Genomic DNA, 21110 nt, shown 5'->3' with positions numbered 1-21110 from the left:
CAGACGGCGAAACCGGCTATCGCCTTAATAACAACATAACGCCGGCAAGGGGGAATGTCAAGGGCGGCGAAGCCGTTCATATACCCTTGACATTCCTCCGCAGCAGGTGTTAATCCGGCATATGCTCAGCGAAGTAGATGGACAACTGTGCATGGATGCGGCTCCAGTCCTGCCGACGACCCGTCCACTTTTTCGTAATATCCATCATCGCCAGATAAGAAAGTTGAGTACAACAGACAGCATGAGTATCTGACGGAATCCAGAGAAAAAGAAGATGTGGCCTACCTTACTCAACTGAAAAAAGAGTACGGCTTGGATTGAGGGAGGTCAGATCAAAGTGAAAAGATACGCACTGCTGGATACTGACTTCATTTCCAAAACGCACTCTGTTCAAGATGATGGTGGCAATCATTTAATTGATCGGGTCATGGAATTGCCGGAGTATGAGTTCTTTTGTCATGCACAAATTGTAACGGAACTTAATCGGTACAATGCTGATGCACCAATCTGGTTGAGCGAGAAGGTTGGAGCGCAAAAGATAAAAAGCTACACGGATCAGGAAATCTGATATTGACAATATCAATAAGTGTATAGTGAACTTTACAGTAAAGTTACACTAATGACAATTTAAGGTCCCAAAAACAGTTCGTTGGTCTTCCTGCCATGAGCAAATTTATTGATTGGGGCTTGATTGGGGGGGGGGAAAAAAGATAATGTTGCTTTTTTAGGCTGTGATACTCACCCACTATTTTTCACCCTTCTTAAGATTCTTGGACTTCTCAGAATCTATTATCGCACTATACACTATAATAGATTTGGTTTATAGCTGGGGCTTTATTGATAGCTTGCGATTCTTTCGTATACGCTATAGGATATTTCTCCATCTGGGACAGATTTAATCTCTGTGTAGTTCTCCAAAGAACCACTGACTATTTTGCTCTGATCTAGTACAAAATAATCAAGCCCGTCCTCTAGAGCAACCTGCTCGACCTCATCCAAGTTAATCTGATCAGCGTTTATAGGCCCAAAACAAGGGGATTGTGAATTACTCCATTCACCATAAGACCCATAGGGCATCATGATTGTTGCATCATACTGCCGGACATACATGGCCAGATCATGAGGAAAAGCAGCACGACAGGCTTCACCGTTTTGCTCTGCTAGAATAATATCACAGGTTTTCTCAACAGATGCGGGTACCTTATACAGGTTCGCAGCTACTTCCCAAGGCCAGCCGATGTCTACCTTAGGGTAGGCGGTGTTATACTGACGAGTGGAGGTCATCACGCCCAAAGCTAATACCGCTATAAGCGCAGCCTTGGCTGCTGGACGTTTGGCCTTCCACAGACTGTCTGCAATGCAGTATGCAACGATTAGGTCGAACGGTAATGTCCAGTAAAAGCGGCATATCTGTATATAATCGCGTCCCTCGGCGTAGCTGCCTACGAATGGGGAAAGCAGGATAAGCATTCCCAATGCAGTCGGAGCCAAAAGAAATGTGATGGTTCGTTTGTGCTTTTCATCATCTGATAAAATGAGATAAGCGATAGCAAACAAAAAGGGAAGAAAATAAAACCCACGAGACGTAGCAAGATTAAATACATCAAGTGCAATTAAAAACAATTCATGTAAACGATTCATTTTTCCTGCCTCCACCAGTTAGCGAGTGATGTAGTAAAGAGCCAGGCAGGGAATGGTGCAGATGCCTAACTTGATGCAGAAAAGCAAATTCCGCTTTCGGACAAAATGACACAGGCCAAGTACGCCTAAGAGGAAGGGCACCATAAGGAAGGACGAAGCTGCTACCATACAGCCGGCCCAGGCCGTCAGGGCTAGCAGAACCCAGAGCTGCAGCTGATGCTTTTTGTTGGTTTCGTTTTCGAAAATAAGGAACAGGTACAGAATAAACGGGCAAATGAGCACGGCGGTCACAGTTTTACCGTACCAGCTGTACATAAGCAGCCACCATTGTCGGACACCGCCACCACAGCTACCAAGCTCATAAGCAATCTGTAGAAATAGTAGACCTGCCAAGGGCTTTTCTTCTTCGCCACCAAACATGTCCTTCAAAATCAGGTACATGATGATATAGGCGGCAGGTATAACAATAACAGGTAGGAGCGTCCGGCAGAGAATGGATGGATGAATGCCTGTAAGCTGGGTCATTGAGGCCCATATGATGCCCCAGAGAGCAATCTTGTGGTGTGGCTCATCCTGAGCGAGAATGTCTACTTGGCGGCCGGTTTGCGGCTCATACTGGTTGATGGTGTTGGTGTAGAGGGCGGTTGTTGATTGAGCTAAGTAATCTGAGTCATCGAAGGCGAGAAAATATCCAGTCACGGTGCGGGCTGTCTGTAACACAACCATTACAATAACCAGCGTCAATAAGATCTGAGCTTTCCGGGATAGTTGCAAGCCCTTTGCAGGGAATAGTGCCATTCGACCGTGGGTATACCGCACCAATACGCCGGCAACGGTCAACAGGATCATTACTGCACTCCACAACACAGTAAGGGTGGTAAGTGATGTTTTAAACAACAGCGCACAGGGCAAACCGATAATCTCATATGTGCCCCAAGCAGTGGCAAGTCCTGCTAGATATGACACAGGAGAAATTACGCTCCGCTCAGGGAAAAACAATCCGCCAATGGCTAGCGGAACGGCAAGCATAAGTAAGTAGAACCAGACCACTTGTAAAGCAAACATAGTAAGCCCCTAACAAATTCATGAAATATTATATATTATAACATATTACCTAGGTGGTTGCAATGTTTCAGCTCTCCTACAATATATTTGCGGGTAGCCCCACGACATCTTGTCACAGACAGCGCGTGAGGTCACAAACACTCAGAATCTATTTTCGTACTTAATGGATTTATAGCCGGGGGGATTGACCGGTTACGATACATCATAATATATAAAAATCACTAAAAGCAAAACGAGGCTCCGAAAGAAAGTACATTTAGCCTGTGTTACTATTATTGCGTATTCTCACGATGTACTTTTATAAAATTGCGGTCGAGAAAACGCTCTAACAGCCTTTCAATGATTAAAATTAGCTTGCTTATGCCAAGTACATTAAACACTGAAATTCTAATGCGTTCAACAACTATACAGACAACAAAAACCGCAGCCGCACTAATAAAAACTTCAAAAGGAATTTTCCAGGCTACCGAAGTTGCTATCCAAGCAAATTTTCCGTCAATAAACTTGTTCCAAATAATATGGTGTAGATGCAAAACATAAACGCCAAAAGCGGCGGGAGAAAAAATAGCTGTAAATGTTAATAGCTTTTCCGTGAGCGTTGCAGTAGAAAAAAATGCAACAAGACTGATGGCAACTATAACAATTGATGGACTTATATAAGAAACAAATAAAGAACTCACAAAAACATGGGTCAGCCACGTTATTAATATGCAAACGGCTGACAGAGCAATCCAAAAACCTCGCGCCATTATATGTGAAATATCACACTTTTTAATCCATGCTCCAAGAGTATATAGAATTGTCAACCAAGCAAAACTGTAGCCGGATTCTAGGCGAAAAACATCACTATAATGGCTAGATATCGTTGCATAGCAAGAAAAAACGAGGAAAATAAGCACCGCTAATATGCTCATTTCTCTTTTTGAGCAACTGCGGAACAACTTGTTTAACCACGGAATTATAAAAAAAAGACCCGTGTAAGCATTTGCGTACCAGTATGCCGATGTAGATATGGGCAATGCAGCTCTTATCAGTTCTCCAAACCCGTGAGCCTCGGGCTTTAGAATAAAGGCACAAAGAGTAATGCCAAAGCTATATGTGAAAATGGGAATCCAGAAGGATATGTATTTAGTATAGTGATACTTCGTTTCTGCTTCACGATAGCAAACGAAACCACTTATGATTGCATAGCAGTCTACAGCACAGTATGCGGCGATTTCAATGAGCCAACTAATAGATGATTGTGTACCTTGTGCAGCGCTTAATACGCCACCCCCCCCAATACATGAAGGGTCACAACCAAGAACATGGATACAATTCGTAGTAAATCTATACCATAGTTTCGATTCGAATTTCTTTCCACGGTCATTGCCATTTTAGAAAGACACCTTCCATTCTAAAAAAATTCTCAAACTTAAATCCTATTTATATAATGGTAACATAAGAACAGCCACAAATCAATAGAATTGAGATGTAGGCGCTTGGAGTTTTTTCGTGGATTCTATTCTTCAGTTATACTTATACGCATTTTCTAAAAAATCATCACATCATTTTTTTGATTAAAGTGTTTTTTGCCCGAGAAATATAAAACAGCAGCCCCAGAACGGAACTGCTGAAAAGATTTACAAAAAGCCGTAAAACTTATTTTTGAAATGCTAATCTTTTATTCCTTTTCGCAGTCTTTAACCACGAAAAATCTTCAAGTTTCAAATTGGTACTTGACATTTCAAAAGCAACATCAATAGCGGCAATCGCTTACTGGGAGGATTCTGCGAATTAATGCACATGATAGGTTAGGTTGACATATGCGCGCGATGTGTTATACTGGTGGCAAGGCAAAATCTAATACATCCTAACCGATACCTTACCACTGCGAGGTGACCCATGGCAAACCAGAACACCGATGTCGCTGATTCCCCAGAGCCTATGTATCACCAAATTATTAGCACTTATCTTGATAACAAGTCTGTCACTGATACTGCAGCAAAATGCAAAACCAGTGCAGTCAAGGTTCGCAAAGTGCTTATCACCGAGGAACTGTGGTCCAGCCGGACAAGCATCGAAGTACAGCATTATTTGAATCTTGGTAAGACGACGGCACAGATTGCGGCAATTCTTTGCACCACGGAGAAAGCTGTGCAGCAGTATCTTCCATATACGCGTGGACTGTATGGGGGAGAAAACCCCAGTGTGTCGGCGGTCAACAGTGCGCGCTATCGAGAGCGAATACGTATTGCCAAAGCCAATGTCCTGAAAAAGACGCGAAGTCTGGCCGAGGAAAATCATTGGCCGGATATTTTGGAATCGCTGAGCAAACAGGAGGGAAGTACCATGTTGGAAATTACCAATGATCAGTTTGATAATGAATACCTTCGCCTGCATCTTGAGTTGCTTGACAGCGACGGCAGTCCTGTGGATGCTGAAACAACTTCTGTGCTGCAGAAGTTTGGTGACGTTCAATACGGCAAGACCATTACGCGCGACATATTGGTTTCCAAAGATATGCCGCTGTGGGCGCTCAACTATGCAATTCAGCGCTGCTTTGGTTGGCAAAACAGCCATCTGCATAGGTTTTGCCTGCCGGATGCACAGTTTAGAGCACTGGCAGACAACAATACCAAGAACTATGCAAGACTTGTTGGCGTGGTATTTCGCTCGCCATGGATGGATGAAGAAGAGCAATTCTGGGCGGACGATTATGAGGATGGGAGCTTTAAGACTTGGTTAAAGCGTAAGTATACAGCTCCTTATAAGTCTCTTTGCTATGGGGAAAGCCTGTACCAATGTGAGCAGGATGTGGCTGAATTAGAACAAAGATATGCCTATTGCCGTGTCCAACGCACACGCTATGATAATGGTTCTGACTTCTTTGGCGACCCGGAGGCTATCAGCAGAGCTGAATATCTTCGATTGAAGGCAAAGGCACCGCTCAAAACCAAAAAAGCAACAAAGTATGGACATTTTGAGGTTAGTTATAAGGAAGTCCATAAATTTGCGGAAATCCCATTTGACAGTATACGGTGGTTCGGTGAGTCTGTTCAAGCTGAATCCTTGCTCGAGCGCCTCCCGGTTGGAGAAGTACTCCATCCACTGCGCGACTGCACCAAAATGCCTGTAAAGCCACCGATGCAGTTTAGTGAATTCATGACCGCTGAACAGTGCGATGAGGTCGCACGCTGCACAGGTTCGGATAGCCCTGTTGCGCAGCCGCATGTTCATCCGTTTACAGATACGCTCTATTACAACTACGATTTCGGTGATGATTGGCATGTGCAAATTACGGCTAGTCAAAATGCCGATGACCTAATTGAATCAAAGCGGCTGACTAGTGAAGAATTAGATGAGGCGGTTTTACAGCTTCGCAGCAAACGCCGACCGGTCTGCATTGCCCAAAATGGTCTGCCTGTATTCGATGATGTGGGCAACATTCATGGGTATGCGGCATTCCTGAAATGTATCAGCCGCGATATCCGCAAAAAGGTGTACGCAGTTGATGATATTGAAGAAGACGAGGATTCTTCGCCTTATCCTTATCAGGATAAGCAGGAAGTTCTCGAATGGGCGAAAAGCCTTGGATGGAGCAAGCGTAGAGTAAGCAACAAAAATCTGCTATAATGACATAACCCGCGGCAGCGTCAACGCAGAAAGTACGGCTGACTTCCTGCAAGACTTGGATGACTACCTGTTCAGGTGGTAAAATTATCAGCAAAAAGCATACGATTTTTGGGTACATTTTGAGGGTCAAAGCGGGGTACTTAAGAGCCATCAAAAATCCGCAGGGGTAAGCAGCATGACGAAGAAAACATCGCCTGCTTACAGAGCAAGCAAAGAGGAAACTATTCCAATAAATTGCATTCTTACAAAACGATATACTGCAGCCATAAAAGGGAGACTTCTATGATTCGTCACATTTTATTCTGGAAATACACTGACACGGTTAAAGCGGAACACAAAGAAGCGGAAGCACTGGCGTTCCTGCAAAAATCCGTTGCGACAATGGTCGGTCATATTGATGGCCTCCGCTGTGCAGAAATCAATGCGAACACTGCCGGCGGGGAGTATGACCTCGTGTTCTATTCTGAACTGCGGGATGCAGATGCTTTACAAGCATTTCAAAATCATCCGCTGCATATTGCCCACCGGGAACGCTGCAAGGCGCTTGTGACAGACCGTTTGTGCGGAGATATGGAGGCAGATTGAACATGGTCCTGTACTATTCCGGCACGGGCAACAGCAAATATATTGCAAAATGTATCGCGTCCGCGCTCGAAACAGATTGCCTCAATCTTAATGAGCGCATCAAGGCGGAAGACACCTCGTCTGTTCAGACAGAGGAAAATGTAATATTGGTCACGCCCACCTATGCTTGGCGTATTCCGCATATTGTTTCCGGCTGGTTTGGAAAAGCGGAATTGGTTGGCGCAAAGCGCATCTGGTTCGTGATGGATTGCGGCAGCGAGATTGGCAATGCAGCAAAGTACAACCGGGAGCTTGCCGCACGGAAAGCCCTTACCTACATGGGCACGGCCCAAATCGTTATGCCGGAGAATTATATTGCTTTGTTCTCAGCACCGGCCAAGCAGGAAGCAACCGCGATTGTCGAGAACGCAAAGCCCGCTATCCGAAGCATCATTGACTGTATCCGTAATGGGATGAAATTTCCCGCACCGCGGAATAATTTGTATGACCGCTTTATGAGCAGCGCGATAAATCCCATTTTCTACAAGGGAATCGTCAAGGCGGACGCTTTTACGGTAAATGATGCCTGTATCGGCTGCGGAAAATGTGTGCAGCTGTGCCCATTGAATAACATCCGTCTGGATAAGAATAAACCTGTTTGGGGGTCAAATTGTACGCATTGCATGGCCTGTATTTGCTATTGCCCGAAAGAGGCTATCGAGTATGGCAAAAGAAGCGTAGGCAAACCACGCTACCATTTTGAGGGTTTGGGCGTGGCTGAGAACGAGCGTTGAATGACGGCGTTTCAAATGACGCACGAACAATATAAAGATGCAGCGCAGTATTGGGGTAAAAAAGCGTCGGCATCTATGCCGGAAGCCGAACTGAAAAACGCCTGACGAGATCAACGCATTGTTCTCGGATTTCAAGGATAGGCACGGCAGCAGACAGACAATCGGTTTTTGATGATACAGAACTGATTAACAATACGGATGCTGCATCTCATTCAACAGAGTATTGCGGAGAAAGGCGGCGTACCTTGTGGGTACCTAATACTTCTCGTTAAATCAGCGCACTTTTATATCTGGGACAGAAATAAAGTGCTGGCAATATTGCACCAAGAGTGTTAAATACTGTTCAGTCAAAAAAAGTCTAAATACGGGAAAGGATAATTATTGAGTAACGAAACAGAAAAATCTATTCCACGCAAAATAGTTCTCTGTATACTGGCAATTTTGCTGGTTATGAGTGTCGTGTTTGGCGTTTATGTCAATAACTATTATCATGTGGATGCGTCAGCCGACGCTGCCTTACAGTCGGATGCCCTTGTAATGGTGACAGAGCAGGATGGGAACTGGATTTTTGCCCCGCATGAGCCTGTTGCCGGGCTGATTTTCTATCCGGGCGGCAAGGTCGAAAACACCGCCTATGCGCCGCTTCTGCAAGACCTTGCCGCTGACGGTGTTTTGTGCGTGTTGGTGAAAATGCCCTGCAATTTGGCGGTGCTGGACATGAACGCCGCAGACGGCATCGCTGAGAAGTTTCCACAGATAGATAGCTGGTATATTGGTGGGCACTCGTTGGGTGGTGCAATGGCGGCGAGCTATGCAGCAAAACACAGTGATGAATTGGATGGTCTTGTTCTGCTGGCTGCGTATTCCACGGCAGATTTGACTGACAGCGGTCTGCGGGTCTACACGACGTACGGAAGCGAAGATGGTGTGCTGAATCGGGAAAAGTATGCAGCCAACCGTGGGAATCTCCCGCAGGATACCGTTGAAACAGTGATAAGCGGTGGCTGCCATGCCGGTTTTGGCAGCTACGGTCCCCAACAAGGTGATGGCGTACCGACAATATCAGCCGAAGAACAGCAACAGCAAACCGCTGATGCGGTGGCTGCTTGGATAAAACAGAAACCATAAATTTAAGCGCTCTCTGCAAATCCTCAAGGTGAATTTGCAGAGAGCGCTTGCTTTATCAGCTGCTTTAGTTGCTGCGGCGCTTTTTGAGCGCGACTGCCGCCGCGCCTGCGAGCGCGAGGGAGGCGGTCATGACAGTGAGCCACAGGTCGAGATCGGACTCGTCGCCGGTCTGGGGGTTGCCGTTGGCATTCATAAAGATGACCTCGATGGTATGGGTTCTGCTGACATTTTCAAAGGTGTAGGACTTCACCGCACCAATGCTTTTGCCGTCGATCTTGACGTTGGAGACGGCATAGCCCTTATCCGGGGTAATGGTGAATGTCTGATCTCTGCCCTCGCAGACGTTGACATTGCCAGAGGGGGAGATAGAGCCACCAGTTCCGGCAGCTGCCGTGATGGTGTAGCAGCTGTAGCCGCTGCTGCCACCGCCGTCAGTGTAGGTCCAGTGGGCGTAGACGGTGGTATTTGCAGAGAATACGGTATCCGTTGTGATCTTTGTTCCGCCGCTCTTTTCGGTGTACCAGCCGTCGAAGCTGTAACTGCCGCTTCGTGAGGCGCTGGGCAGAGAGGCCAGTTTCTGATTGGTGGTGGTCATGCTGCCGACAGAGGGCGTACCGTCGTTGCCGTCAAAGGTGACAATGAACTCGGCGGGAGCAGGAGGCGTGACGGTGCGCTCGTAACCGCAGACGTTGCAGGTCGTATCCGCATCATCGTCGTAGACATGCGCCGCCGTATCCTTGACGCTGCCGGTTTTGCCCGGGCAGTCTGCGTCGGTGCATGCATGCCAGTGGTTCGTTTCGTCGTGGCTCCAAGCGCCGTAGCTGTGTTCGTGCGCGGGCGGCGTGATGGTGCGCACATAGCCGCAAACATTGCAGTCTGCATCCGCGGCATCATCGTAGACATGCGCCGCCGTATCCTTGACGCTGCCGGTTTTATTCGGGCAGTCTGCGTCGGTGCATGCATGCCAGTGGTTCGTTTCGTCGTGGCTCCAAGCACCGTAACTGTGTTCGTGCGCGGGTGGCGTGATGGTGCGCACATAGCCGCAAACATTGCAAATGGCGTCCTTATCATTGTCATAGACATGAGCTTCCTGATCCAGAATGCTGCCGGTAGGATCGGGGCAGACGGGATCGGTGCAGGCGCGCCAATGGTTCTCTGCGTCCGTACTCCAACCGTCATAGGTATGGTTATGGGGAATCACACGGTTGAAGCCGCAGACATTGCAGGTGGCGTCCTTCTCGTCATCGTAGATATGAGAGCCTTCGGCTACCACAACTGCGCCGCAGCAGGTGTACGCCTGCTTATGGGTTTCCTCTGTGGTGATCCACTCTGCGGTGCCGGTGTGATGTTCGGGATCCTTCTCACCATAGCCGGTGCCGCAGACCTCGCAGAGTGCGGGTTCCAGACAGGTGGCGGTACCGCCGGTACAGGGAGCCGTTTCGGTGTGCGCCGCATCATGGGAGCAGACTCGGCTGTGGGTGCCGTTCTGATTGGAGGTCCAGTTGCCATAATCATGGCCGAGCGGGTCGCCAGATTCAAAGGTCGCTTCATCGGCGGTTCCTGCAGAACTCAGGCCGCAGACGGTGCAGGATTTGTAATACACCGCCTTTTCGGTGCAGGTCGCGGCAGTTTTCAGATATTTGGCATCTGTCGTTTCGGCGGTGAAGTCGTGGGGCAGCAGGTCGCCGTAGGACTGGCCGCAGTAGGCGCACACGGCCTGCTCCGCACAGGTTGCCGTGCCGCCGGAGTGCTCGCGGAGGGTGATTGTCTTATCGACGCTGAACCGATAGCCCTCCGCCGTCGTGGCAGAGGCGATAAAGCGGAAGCTGCTTTTGCCTTCCTGATAGGAAGCTGCGGGGATGGTCCCCGTGCAGAGGCCGTCAACCGGGGTGACAGGCTCGCCGCCGCCGGTAGACGCAAATTCATAGCTGTAGCTGGGATTGATGCAGCCCTCCGGCAGCCGGAAGGAGAAGGCAAAGTCCTGTGTACGGCACACGGTATCCGGGCTGGTGATCGTGAGTTCGGGGATGGCCTTGCGCTCAGTTTGGCTATTGCAGAATTCGCATTCGCCCCAATACTGCCCGTTCTCTGTCTTCCACTGGTAGGAATGGGACGAATGGACGGTCACGGTAAGTGTCGTGGAATTGCCCGCCTTGTCCGTGGCAACGACGGTCTGCGGTGTTCTCGCGTCGCTAAGGGTGATCTGGCCCTGTTCGTTGGGGGTCACGGCTACGTCGTTGACGGTCACGGTGTCCAGATACAGGTCGGTCACGGTGAGGGTCTTATCGCCCTCGCCACAGAAAACGTCGCCATTCTTCGCGCCGGTGATCGTCGGGGCGGTCTTGTCGATGATGATCTTATCCGTATTGATCACAATTTCACTTTTGAACTCAGTGAATAGGAAGCCATAGATCACATAGGGCTTCCCCTCCTCCAGATTCAGCGAGGCGGTGCTGAACGTCCCTGTATAATCCACAAAGCTCAGCTTTCTTGCCGCAACACTGCCATTTTCAAAAAGCTGGTCGCTGACCGCGTACTGGAAATACAACAGTTCTTCCGGATGCGACACCGTGAGCGTCACCGTCTGGTCATCGCGGAAGAATCGCTCCGAAGCATCCGCACGATAGCCGGTCCACTGGGAATCGCCTACAGAAATGGTGCTGCGGTTCGCAAAGGTGCCATCCCAAACAGCAACGAAGGTAAGGCTGTCCTCGCCGCCCGTGGCAAATTTGCCGTAGGTATCTCCGCCGTAAACTATGCTTGTGCCGAGCAGCAGTCTTTTCAGGAGCTCACCATTTTCTCTTGTCGGTGTCGGCGTCAGGAGCTTCCAAATTTCATCCGTCCATTTGACGTTCTTCAATTCCGTGACCGTCGAGCCGTCCCGGTTGACGATATGGACGGTATAGTCGCTGCGCTCCTCCCAGACGGGGTAGAGCGTAAGCGCCTCGTTTTGCTCATAGATTGCATTCAGGGAATAGTCCATCTCGCCGCCGTCGACCTTCGACCAGCCGACCTGCGTATAGCCGAGGCGGGTAAAGAGCGCACCTTGCAGCTCCAGCGCTTTGCCGTGCTCCTTGTTCACCGTCTTGCTGTCGCCCGTGCCGTTTGCGCCGGGGGCGTAGGTCACGGGATAGGTCACGGTTTGCAGCTGGAGCTGCTGCGCGGCGTTATAGCCGATGCTGTAGCCCACGCTGTCCGGGGTAAAGCGGCTGGCGTAATCCGTGCCGTTGGCCGCGGCGAACACCACCGGAACCGCCGTGTCCCCCGTAGTAACGCCGATCTGCGCACCGCTGCCGAGCTTGTCGAGCGTGACGGTTTTTCCGCTGGCAAGATAGAGATTTGCGCCGGTGTTTCCGGTGATCTTCACGTCGCCGGTAAGGGTCAGGGAGCCTGCGCTCAGCGCGACCGCGCCCTTGCCGCCGGAGTTGCCGGTGATGGTGCCGGTTCCCAGCTTGGCGGTCGAGCCGTCACGAGTCAGCGAGATCGCGCCTCCCTTGTTGTTCTTAATTTCGACGGGAATGGCGTTGTTCTGCTGCGCCATCGTCACTCTGCCGTAGGCCGCGTCGATGCCCGCGCCGGTATTTTCCGAGATGGTGCCGCCGTAGAGGTTGACATTGGTATAATAGTCGCTTGTCGCGATGGAGGGCATGGGCCAGTGGGTGGCCGAAATGCCCGCGCCGGTGTTGCCGGTGATGGTGCCGCCGTAGAGGTTGATGGTATCATCTGAACGGGTGATGGTGGACATCACGCCGTTCCTCTCATTGCCGGAGATGATGCCGTCGTACATATTGAAGGTTCCCACGTTGACCACACCGGCGCCGTTTTGGGTGTTGCGGATGTTGCTGATAACCGGGCGATCCGTGGGATATTCGTCGCTCTTGAAGTAGGGGCAGCCGCCGTACATATTAAATGTGCCGGCGTTATAAACGCCGCAAACCGGGTCGTTGTAAACATCGCGGATGCCGTCCGTTTCCGAGCTGGTCATGCAGATGCTCACGCCGTAAAGCTCAAAGGTGGCAGTTTTTGCAACAGAAACAGCGGCGTAGCTGTCACCGGTGATGAGGCCGCGGTCGCCGGAGACCTGGCAATCCGTAAATACCAGACGCGCGTTATTCATCAGAAGGAAGGCACTTCCTGCATTCGGCACATTGCAGGTAAGGGTATGACCATGCAAACAGATCACAAACGTGCAGCCCTCCCAAACATAGATTTGTCTCGTTAGGGTGACATCATTGGCAAGGTAATAGTAGAACGTTTTTCCCTTGTTGTTCGCTGCCTTACTGTGAATCTCCCAAAGGTCCTCTTCCGATTTGATCACGTTCATCTTTGAAATGTCGCCGGAGGTGTTTTCCTTCCCGTCCTTGGTGAAGTAGACCACTTCTGCGGAGGTATGTCCGTTGATGTCCCGATGATTTCCTCCGCAGACGCAATGCGCAGACGGATGCGGCATAGGCGCGCGGACTGCGCTTGCCGTGATCGGGAATAGCTGCGTGAGCAGGCAGAGCGTCATCAGAATGGCGAACAGTCGTTTTTTCATGTAGGGGCCTCCTCTTTTATTCGACTGGTTTCAATTTCTTGAAGGGAAAACTCAAAGCGCATCGCCAGCGCCTTGAACAGCGCCTGCATCACCTGTTCGGAGATCGTGCGGATATCCAGCCCTTCCACGAACCGAATTGCCTGTTCCGTTTCCTCCTTCGGGACGTTGTACGCCCGCAGAGTCATGGTCAGGAATAACCGCAGCTTCTTTTCCAGCGTCAGCTCCTCGTCGCACAGGTGCGCCATGTAGCCGCGCATGATGCTGGCCGAGCCGATCTCCATGTCGTAAAAATCGCGGGTGGTCAGCTCCGGCTGATAGGAACCGAAAATCTGATACAGCTCCTTCGCGGTTTCCCGGAAGATAAATTCAGACGCTTCCTTCTGCGTGTAGGCCTCAATGTAGATTTCCCGCAGGTTTTCGTTCAGCTCCGTCAGCGTCATCTGGATCGCCGTTTCGACCGCGTAGACATAGACCGGCGGCAGCTTCTCGCCCGCCGCGCTTCGCGCCATGGCGAACTGGTTTTCAAACATGAACTCCACCAGCTCTGTCAATACGCCGTCCTTGGCGCGGAAGATGTTCTGAAATTGGCTGAAAGATACACCGGCCCTTTCGTTGATTTCCGCCAGCGTGGTCTGCTTGTAGCCCTTTTCTAAAAACAGCTTCACGCAAACGGTCAGTATCCGCTTCTTCGTGGGCAAACTTGCGCTTGTGATGGCTATGAGGATCACTTTCTTTCTATTGTGGTGTAAACACCAATAGTATAGCATATCGCAAAACTAAACACAACAGGAACAAGTGATATTGTCAATATCAATATTCTCGTAATGGGGCCGTCTGGCACAGGCAAAACAAGTGCTTTGCTGATTCCAACATTACGCAGTTGGCAGAGTAGGGGGCATCCGCATCACCTCCTTGCCCGCAGCCCAGTTTGCAAATTTACTTTTGAAAATAGAAAAACGCCCGACATCTCCCGAACTGTTCGCTTTCGGGGCAATTTTGGACGTTTTTATTTGATATGGCTTTACGGTGGTGGGGAAGCCCTCTATTTGCTGCTTTGTGGCAATAGAAAAGCGCCACATCGCTGCGGCGCTTTTGCTTTGCCCGGAAGATGGAGCGAGGGGGCTGTTCACTTCGATTCGGACGATCTTGATTCTGACGACTTTGGTTCGGATGATTTCGGCGGTGATGATTTCTGACGGAAAACGTCACTGGTAAAATATCGTATATGACAGAAAGGACTTTACCATGAAAAAGACTATTTGGAAAAGCATTCTTTGCGCAATGCTCGTTACGCTGACTGCCTGCATTTTGTGTATCGGCGCATTCGCTGCCAAGTATACCTGTATCAAGAGTGGCTGCACCAGAGAAGCGGCTAAGGGCTCTGCCTATTGCTGGATACATAAACCCACTAAGAGCAATTCCAGCGTCTCCGGTAGCGGCTCCAGACCGTCCAGCAGCCGTAGAAAGGATAAGCCTATGAGAACAGGACTTACCAAGCAGGAAAAGACCACCGAAATCTATTTTGACGAGAAAGACCCCACCATCTTCATCCGCACCCACAACACCGACCTCAAAAACAGGCTGACCGCATACAGCCGCAAACACCCTGCCGTCTGCAAGCTGACGGACGTAGACCCGGACACGGGCTGCAAGGAATTTGAGATTGAAAAGGGACGCTTCTCTTTCCGGCTGACCGCCCCATACAGAGAGGAACGCCGCAGGGCGGCAAGCGAAGCGGCGAAAAACGAATAAAAGGGTTTTAGGGCTTCGTTGATTGTTGCGTTGGCAGCTCCACCGCGATGGTCGTGCCCTTGTCCGAACTTTCCTCCACCCAAACGGAGCCACCGTGGAGATCGGCAATCTCCCACACCAGAGAAAGCCCCAGCCCCGCACCGCCGTACTCGCGGCTGCGGGACTTATCCACACGGAAAAAGGGCTGGAAGATGCTTTGCTGATACTTCTCCGGAATGCCGCAGCCGGTATCGGAAACGCGAATCAGGAGTTTTTCCGTTTCCTGTGTGACACAGACCCGCACCGAGCCGCCGGGGCGGTTGTACTTAACGGCGTTCTCTGTCAGGTTGAAGATCAAGCGGTAGATCAGCGCATCGCTGCCGGTCATAACGCCGTCGCCATCCGCCTCCAGCGTGATGCCGCGCTTTTCCACCAGTGGCGCAAGATCCGTAAAGATCTCCTCAATCATGGGAGCGAGCTGGATCTGCTCGTTCCGTGCCACTTGCCGCAGATTGCTCATCTCCAGCAGCGTCTTGGTCAGCCGGGTCAGACGTTCCGTCTGCTCCCGCAGGAGGGCGAGAAACTCCGCAATCTCCGGCGGCACGTCGGGGTGCTCTGAGGAAAACAGATCCAGCTGCGCCTGCATCAGCGTCAGCGGCGTGCGCAGTTCGTGGGCGGCATTGCCGGTGAACTGCCGCTGGGCGGCAAAGGCATTGTTCAGCCGCTCCAGCATCTGGTTGAACGAGCGGCTCAGCTGCCGGAATTCCGGAATAACGTCTTCATCGATCCTCATATCGGCAAGATTGTTCAGCTGCACCTGCTCCACCTGCGAGGCAAAACTGCGCAGGGGCTTGAGCGCGCGTCCGCTGACAAAGTAGGTCAGCACACCGCTGAGCAGCATTACCGCAGCCGTGATGTACCAGTTGGTAGTGCGGAAGCGCCCCTGCGCCCCATCGACGACGATGGTCAGCTCCTCGTCGGGCGCTATGTGCTGCGGGTCAAAGCTCACCGCGCCGCCCTCATTCAGGATTACCGTGCCGCCGCCCTGTAGGCTGTCCGCAATGGTGTCCATATAGTACACACCGGAGGAGCAGAGCAGCAGATTCATGATCACGCAGGTGACGCCGATGAGCAGGACGGTCATCAGGGTGATGCGCCACTGCAAGGAAAGACGCTTCATGCTTCCTCGCCTCCCATCAGATAGCCCTCGCCGATGCGGTTGCGGATGGGGTCATAGCCCAGCGCGGCGCGGAGCTTTTTGCGCAGGGCGGAGATGTGGACGCGAATGGAATTGCTGAAGCTGTCCACGCTGTTGTCCCAAACGTGATCCATCAGTTCCTCCTGACTCACGGGTCGCCCCTGATGCACCATCAGGTATTCGAGTATCCCTGTTTCCTTGCGGGTGAGCGTCAGCGTCTGCCCGTTGACGGCGGCGGTACGGGAGCGTGTGTCAAAGGTCAGGCCGCCGCAGGTCAGCAGCACATCCTGCTGGGTGAACTGCCGCAGGGTCAGGCTGCGAATGCGAGCCTCCAGCTCGGCAAGATGAAAGGGCTTTGCCAGATAGTCATTGGCTCCGGCATCTAACCCCTCCACCTTGTCCTCCACCTCACCCCGGGCAGAGAGGATCAGTACCTTTGTCTCCCGGTCGGTCTGCCGCAGGGTGCGCAGCACTGTCATGCCGTCCTTCCCCGGCAGGTTCAGATCCAGCAGCACCAGATCGTAGCGCTCCACGCCCAGAAGCTCCAACGCCTTTTCCCCGTCGTAGCAGCAGTCCACGCTGTACGCTTGGCGCCGCAGGCTGCGGACAATGGTTTCACACAGGGCGCGTTCGTCTTCAATTACTAAAAGGTGCATGAGAGCCCTCCTTTTTTATTCATTTTCATGTTATTATAATTATAGCAAAATCAGATAAGGTTTGCGTTAAATTTTCGTTCTTAACAGTGACTTTAACTCTCTTGTGCTATGATAGTGGCAGAAAAAGTGAAAGGGTGATGGAATTGAGCCATGTAAAAAAGGCGGCGGTGCAGGCCGTGCTGCTGGTTGTGGGCATCGCCATGCTGTGTTTCGGCGTATGGCGCGGCGAGACGGCGACGGTGCTGAGCAAAGCGATTAAATTATGTCTGGAGTGTGTGGGCATTGGGTAAGAAATTTTCGGGCGCGTCACAACTTCTGTCCCGCTTCCGGGGCTGGATACAGGCGGGGGCAGCCTTATTGACCAACCTGCACCTGCCGAACTTCCTCAAAGGCGGGCTGTATCAGGGCGCGGGGAAAAACGTCTGCGTGCCGGGGCTGAACTGCTACTCCTGCCCAGCGGCCTCCGGTGCCTGTCCCATCGGTGCGTTTCAGGCGGTGGTGGGGTCTTCCAAGTTCAGCTTTTCCTATTATATCACAGGTTTCCTTATTTTGCTGGGAGTCCTGCTGGGACGCTTTATCTGCGGTTTTCTGTGTCCCTTCGGCTGGTTTCAGGAACTGCTGCACAAAATCCCTACTAAGAAGCTTTCCACAAAGAGGCTGAAGCCGCTGACATACCTAAAATACGCTGTGCTGCTGGTGATGGTCTTCCTGCTGCCGGCGTTCCTTGTGAATGATGTAGGCATGGGTGACCCGTTCTTCTGTAAATACCTCTGCCCACAGGGCGTGCTGGAGGGGGCCATCCCGCTGTCCCTTGCCAATTCCGGCATCCGGGCGGCGCTGGGGAGCCTGTTTACATGGAAATTCTGCATCCTTCTGGCGGTGATCGTGCTGAGCGTGGTATTCTACCGCCCCTTCTGCAAGTGGTTGTGCCCGCTGGGTGCGTTTTACGCGCTGTTCAACAGGGTATCCCTGTTCCAGATGAAGGTAGACAGGAGCAAATGCGTCTCCTGCGGGAAATGCGCCAAGGCCTGCAAAATGGATGTGGACGTGACAAAGACGCCCAACCATGCCGAGTGCATCCGTTGCGGGATGTGCGTCCGCGCCTGTCCTACCAGCGCCGTCAGCTTCCGCTACGGCTTTGGAGACGGTAAAGATAAAACCAAGGCGGCTGCAATGCCGCAGAAAAACAATGATAACAAGGAGAAATAAAAAGATGAAGATGAATCGAACGAAACCTGCCGGCCGATTGCTGGCGCTGCTGCTTATCGCCCTGATTGCGCTGTCTTTGGCTGCCTGCGGAGCAAAAGGCGCAGACAAAACGGACGGAACGAGCAGCGAACCGAAGAATGCCGAGGAAGCGGCTGCCATGTACAACGATCTGATGGCGCAGGAAAATGACATTCTCTCGGAGAACACCGAACTTTGGGACAAGGTATTCATGGCAGCCGACAAGGGCATGACCATGCAGGAGGACGGCAAAAACTACGGTGATTTCCTGCTCAGTACAATTGAATCCGCCAAGGATCAGTTTACGGCAGATGAGCTGAAACTGCTTCAGGAAAAAGCGGAGACGATTCGCGACATCGAAGACAAGCTGACCATGATTGAGGAAAAGTACCCCGATGCGGTACAGCAATCTATAGATGACGCCATGAGCGTGCCTGCGGGCAGCGACATGACCGCGCCGCCTGATGACGGCAGTGTGCAGAAATTCCCTGCCTTTGAGGGCAAGGATCTGGATGGGAACCCGGTGAAGAGTGACGAGCTGTTCTCCGGCAACGCCGTCACCGTAGTGAATTTCTGGTTCACCACCTGCAATCCCTGCGTGGGCGAGCTTGCCGATCTGGACGCGCTGAACAAGAAGCTTGCGGAGAAGGGCGGCGCCCTCATCGGCGTCAACACCTTCACGCTGGACGGCGACGAGGCAGCGATCTCCGAGGCGAAGGACGTACTGGCCAAGAAGGGCGCCACCTATCAGAACGTGTATTTCGATTCCGACGGAGAAGCGGGAAAGTTCACTGGCAACATCTTTGCCTATCCCACCACCTATGTGGTTGACCGCAGCGGCAATATCGTGGGCGAGCCCATCGTAGGCGCTATCACGGAAAAGAAGCAGGCGGAGACGCTGCAAAAGCTCATCGACCAGGCTCTTGCCGCCGATATGGGCTGACATCGGCTAACGCTTCTTTTCTTGGACTTCTACGTCCGTTTGCGTTATGGTAAAGAAAAAGTGATTCAATTACTAGTGGGATCTCGTAGAGCAAAATAATATAACAGCCTTCCTGTTGCTTGACATATAGCAAAGGGAAGGCTGTTGCTGTATGTGCGCCCGGCAATGGGGAATAGGTGGTGCCCATGCCGGTAGCACATCTAATCGCCCCTGCTAACTATGTTCACGGGCAGGGGCGACCTATATAAACTATTGTTTATCTGCATTGGGAAAGAGAATGGCGGAAAAAGACAAGAAAATCGCTTGCCAAGCTTCAATTGTGAACTTTTTGTAAATTTAACGAATTCGAGGTGTGCTTTTGTCCGAAATTTTCATCTCTTATAGTATAGAAGGCCAAAAACCTTCTAACAAGAGAATAGCGTCCTCTGCAGTACCGCTTTGGGGAAGCAGCGCCAGGATCGGATAGGGAGCGTGCAAATGGTCTTACGCATTTTCATACAAAATAGGGGCTGTTAGTGCAACAGCCCCTAAAAGGTTAATAATGAAAAGGTCGTTTACGTATCCATATCCTCAAACGCATCCAGCCCCTTCTTTGCCTCGGCTTTGGTGTCGCCGTGCCTGACGAAGCACATGGTCACAAAGCTCAGGGCTACAAACAGGGCGGCGTAGGGGAACAGTACGCGGTAGTCGATGGCTCGCATCAGGGAGCCGGCCACGATGGGCGTGACGACCTGCGCGGCCATCGAGAAGGTGTAGTAATATCCGGTGAACTTGCCGATGTCGCTGCCGCGGCACATTTCCACCACCATGGGCAGCGAGTTCACGTTGATGGCGGCCCACGCCAGGCCCACCAGCGCAAACACCACGTACATGATGGGCTGGATCGAGGTGTACATCGTGGTCAGCAGGTAACCCAGAATAAAGCAGGTGGCCAGCAGCACGATACCGCACTGGATCGTGCGCTTGCGGCCAATTTTGGCGGCCAGCGTACCGATGGGAATGTACGAGACGATTGCGCCCGCCGTGGCGACCAGCAGGCAGGTGGACGCACCGCCCAGGCCCTCGCCCATGACAGCCTCTACATACTTGGTAAACCACGTTGTAACGCCGTTATAGCCGATAAACCACAGCGAGATTGAGACCAGCAAAAACGCCAGGCTGCGCTTGACCGGGGTCGGCAAAACCTCGTGACCTGCGCCGTCGTCGGTGGCAAGGTTCCACTCGGGGTGGGCGGCCTCCAGCTTCTGGTTTGCTTCCTCAAGCTTCGGCTCCTTGATGGTCAGGTACAAAACGACAACAGCCACGACCATGATCATCGAGACGATGAAGAACAACGGACGGTAGCTGACGTGTTCCACGCCCTTCGTTTTGGACGCCGGGTACAGCACGGCGGCCAGCCCCAGGTACAGGATGCCGCCGACCGCGCCCATCAGGTTGATGATGGCGTTTGCGCGGCTGCGCAGCGGCTTGGGGGTGACGTCGGGCATCAGGGCCACAGCAGGGGAGCGGTAGGTGCCCATGGCCACCAGCAACAGGCCCAGCACCACGATAAACAGCACTAACGTTCCGGTGCTGGGGTTGGCGGCATAGCGGTCGTCCAGCAGCGGGATGAGGTTCATCAAAATGGCCGCCGCCGCCGTGCCGCCCACGATAAAGGGCATGCGCCGCCCGATGCGGGTGTGTGTTCTATCGGACAGCGCCCCAAAGAACGGCAGCAAAAACAGCGCCAACACGTTATCTGCGGCCATGATGGCCCCGGCGAACGTCTCGTTCAATTTAAAGGTATCGGTCAAAATCAGGGTCATTACGCTGTCGTACATCTGCCAGAATGTGCAGATCGACAAAAATGCAAGACCCACCAGAATAGTGCGGCGGTTGTTCAGCTTCACGGCGATTCTCCTTACTTTTGGGGGACAATAAAACTCAGAATAGCTATATTGTAGCATTGCTTGTGCGCTTTGTCCACAATTATCTAATAAAGGCAATAAAATTTGCTAAAAATTGACGAATT

Annotated in this window: 18 protein-coding genes; 10 read left to right on the top strand and 8 right to left on the bottom strand. The window is 51.6% G+C overall.

The window, feature by feature from the left end:
• Positions 1-337 precede the first annotated feature (337 nt).
• Entirely contained in the window at positions 338-568 is a 231-nt protein-coding gene (locus GPK89_RS04760) for a hypothetical protein (RefSeq protein ID WP_215691794.1), read from the top strand.
• 266 nt (positions 569-834) lie between these two features.
• Here GPK89_RS04760 and GPK89_RS04755 read toward each other — a convergent pair whose 3' ends face one another.
• From GPK89_RS04755 to GPK89_RS04745, 3 genes are all read right to left on the bottom strand, one after another.
• Complete coding sequence (locus GPK89_RS04755; protein ID WP_215691793.1) at positions 835-1641, bottom strand: hypothetical protein; 807 nt, start codon at positions 1639-1641, stop codon at positions 835-837.
• Between the two features lie 18 nt (positions 1642-1659).
• Positions 1660-2706 carry a DUF6077 domain-containing protein gene (locus tag GPK89_RS04750; RefSeq protein ID WP_215691792.1) on the bottom strand — a complete coding sequence of 349 codons (1047 nt, stop codon included), beginning with the start codon at positions 2704-2706 and terminating at the stop codon, positions 1660-1662.
• A 272-nt stretch (positions 2707-2978) separates the two neighbouring features.
• Positions 2979-3929: an acyltransferase family protein gene (locus tag GPK89_RS04745; RefSeq protein ID WP_346344831.1), complete on the bottom strand. Its 951-nt coding sequence runs from the start codon at positions 3927-3929 to the stop codon at positions 2979-2981.
• Positions 3930-4590: 661 nt separating this feature from the next.
• Between GPK89_RS04745 and GPK89_RS04740 the strand changes: the two genes are divergently transcribed.
• From GPK89_RS04740 to GPK89_RS04725, 4 genes are all read left to right on the top strand, one after another.
• Entirely contained in the window at positions 4591-6321 is a 1731-nt protein-coding gene (locus GPK89_RS04740) for a plasmid pRiA4b ORF-3 family protein (RefSeq protein WP_215691791.1), read from the top strand.
• Positions 6322-6603: 282 nt separating this feature from the next.
• Positions 6604-6906, top strand: a complete 303-nt coding sequence (locus GPK89_RS04735) for a Dabb family protein (RefSeq protein WP_215691790.1) — start codon at positions 6604-6606, stop codon at positions 6904-6906.
• Positions 6907-6908: 2 nt separating this feature from the next.
• Positions 6909-7679 carry an EFR1 family ferrodoxin gene (locus GPK89_RS04730; protein ID WP_215691789.1) on the top strand — a complete coding sequence of 257 codons (771 nt, stop codon included), beginning with the start codon at positions 6909-6911 and terminating at the stop codon, positions 7677-7679.
• A gap of 381 nt (positions 7680-8060) precedes the next feature.
• Positions 8061-8807: an alpha/beta fold hydrolase gene (locus GPK89_RS04725; protein WP_252261471.1), complete on the top strand. Its 747-nt coding sequence runs from the start codon at positions 8061-8063 to the stop codon at positions 8805-8807.
• A gap of 64 nt (positions 8808-8871) precedes the next feature.
• Here GPK89_RS04725 and GPK89_RS04720 read toward each other — a convergent pair whose 3' ends face one another.
• Positions 8872-13344 (bottom strand): InlB B-repeat-containing protein, encoded by a 4473-nt coding sequence (locus tag GPK89_RS04720; RefSeq protein ID WP_215691788.1) that lies wholly within the window; start codon positions 13342-13344, stop codon positions 8872-8874.
• Positions 13341-14042, bottom strand: coding sequence for a TetR/AcrR family transcriptional regulator (locus GPK89_RS04715; RefSeq protein WP_252261470.1), 702 nt, complete (start codon positions 14040-14042; stop codon positions 13341-13343). The genes GPK89_RS04720 and GPK89_RS04715 overlap by 4 nt, the downstream gene beginning before the upstream one ends.
• Positions 14043-14201: 159 nt before the next feature.
• Here GPK89_RS04715 and GPK89_RS04710 point away from each other — a divergent pair, with 159 nt between their 5' ends.
• Together GPK89_RS04710 and GPK89_RS04705 are read left to right on the top strand one after the other, a co-directional pair.
• Positions 14202-14540: a hypothetical protein gene (locus GPK89_RS04710; protein ID WP_215691786.1), complete on the top strand. Its 339-nt coding sequence runs from the start codon at positions 14202-14204 to the stop codon at positions 14538-14540.
• Between the two features lie 280 nt (positions 14541-14820).
• A complete protein-coding gene (locus tag GPK89_RS04705; protein ID WP_106612753.1) occupies positions 14821-15096 on the top strand; it encodes a hypothetical protein in 276 nt (91 codons plus the stop codon).
• Between the two features lie 7 nt (positions 15097-15103).
• Here GPK89_RS04705 and GPK89_RS04700 read toward each other — a convergent pair whose 3' ends face one another.
• Both GPK89_RS04700 and GPK89_RS04695 read right to left on the bottom strand, forming a co-directional pair.
• The gene (locus tag GPK89_RS04700; RefSeq protein WP_215691785.1) at positions 15104-16255 is read right to left on the bottom strand and encodes a sensor histidine kinase; all 1152 of its coding nucleotides are present in this window, start codon (positions 16253-16255) and stop codon (positions 15104-15106) included.
• The gene (locus tag GPK89_RS04695) at positions 16252-16929 is read right to left on the bottom strand and encodes a response regulator transcription factor (RefSeq protein WP_215691784.1); all 678 of its coding nucleotides are present in this window, start codon (positions 16927-16929) and stop codon (positions 16252-16254) included. The genes GPK89_RS04700 and GPK89_RS04695 overlap by 4 nt, the downstream gene beginning before the upstream one ends.
• Before the next feature lie 143 nt (positions 16930-17072).
• On the opposite strand from GPK89_RS04695, the gene GPK89_RS04690 reads away from it, so the two are divergent.
• From GPK89_RS04690 to GPK89_RS04680, 3 genes are read left to right on the top strand one after another with little or no spacing between them, the layout of a single operon-like run.
• The gene (locus GPK89_RS04690) at positions 17073-17219 is read left to right on the top strand and encodes a CD1871A family CXXC motif-containing protein (RefSeq protein WP_215691807.1); all 147 of its coding nucleotides are present in this window, start codon (positions 17073-17075) and stop codon (positions 17217-17219) included.
• Positions 17220-17244: 25 nt separating this feature from the next.
• Positions 17245-18138, top strand: coding sequence for a 4Fe-4S binding protein (locus tag GPK89_RS04685; protein WP_430750596.1), 894 nt, complete (start codon positions 17245-17247; stop codon positions 18136-18138).
• A gap of 10 nt (positions 18139-18148) precedes the next feature.
• Positions 18149-19099: a TlpA disulfide reductase family protein gene (locus tag GPK89_RS04680; RefSeq protein ID WP_215691802.1), complete on the top strand. Its 951-nt coding sequence runs from the start codon at positions 18149-18151 to the stop codon at positions 19097-19099.
• 554 nt (positions 19100-19653) lie between these two features.
• Here the strand turns inward: GPK89_RS04680 and GPK89_RS04675 are convergent.
• Positions 19654-20988 carry an MFS transporter gene (locus GPK89_RS04675; RefSeq protein WP_215691782.1) on the bottom strand — a complete coding sequence of 445 codons (1335 nt, stop codon included), beginning with the start codon at positions 20986-20988 and terminating at the stop codon, positions 19654-19656.
• Positions 20989-21110: the final 122 nt, after the last annotated feature.

This window comes from Gemmiger formicilis, from assembly GCF_018784445.1.
In the GTDB taxonomy this organism is placed as follows: Bacteria; Bacillota; Clostridia; order Oscillospirales; family Ruminococcaceae; genus Gemmiger.
This window is presented reverse-complemented; position numbering and strand designations above follow the sequence as displayed.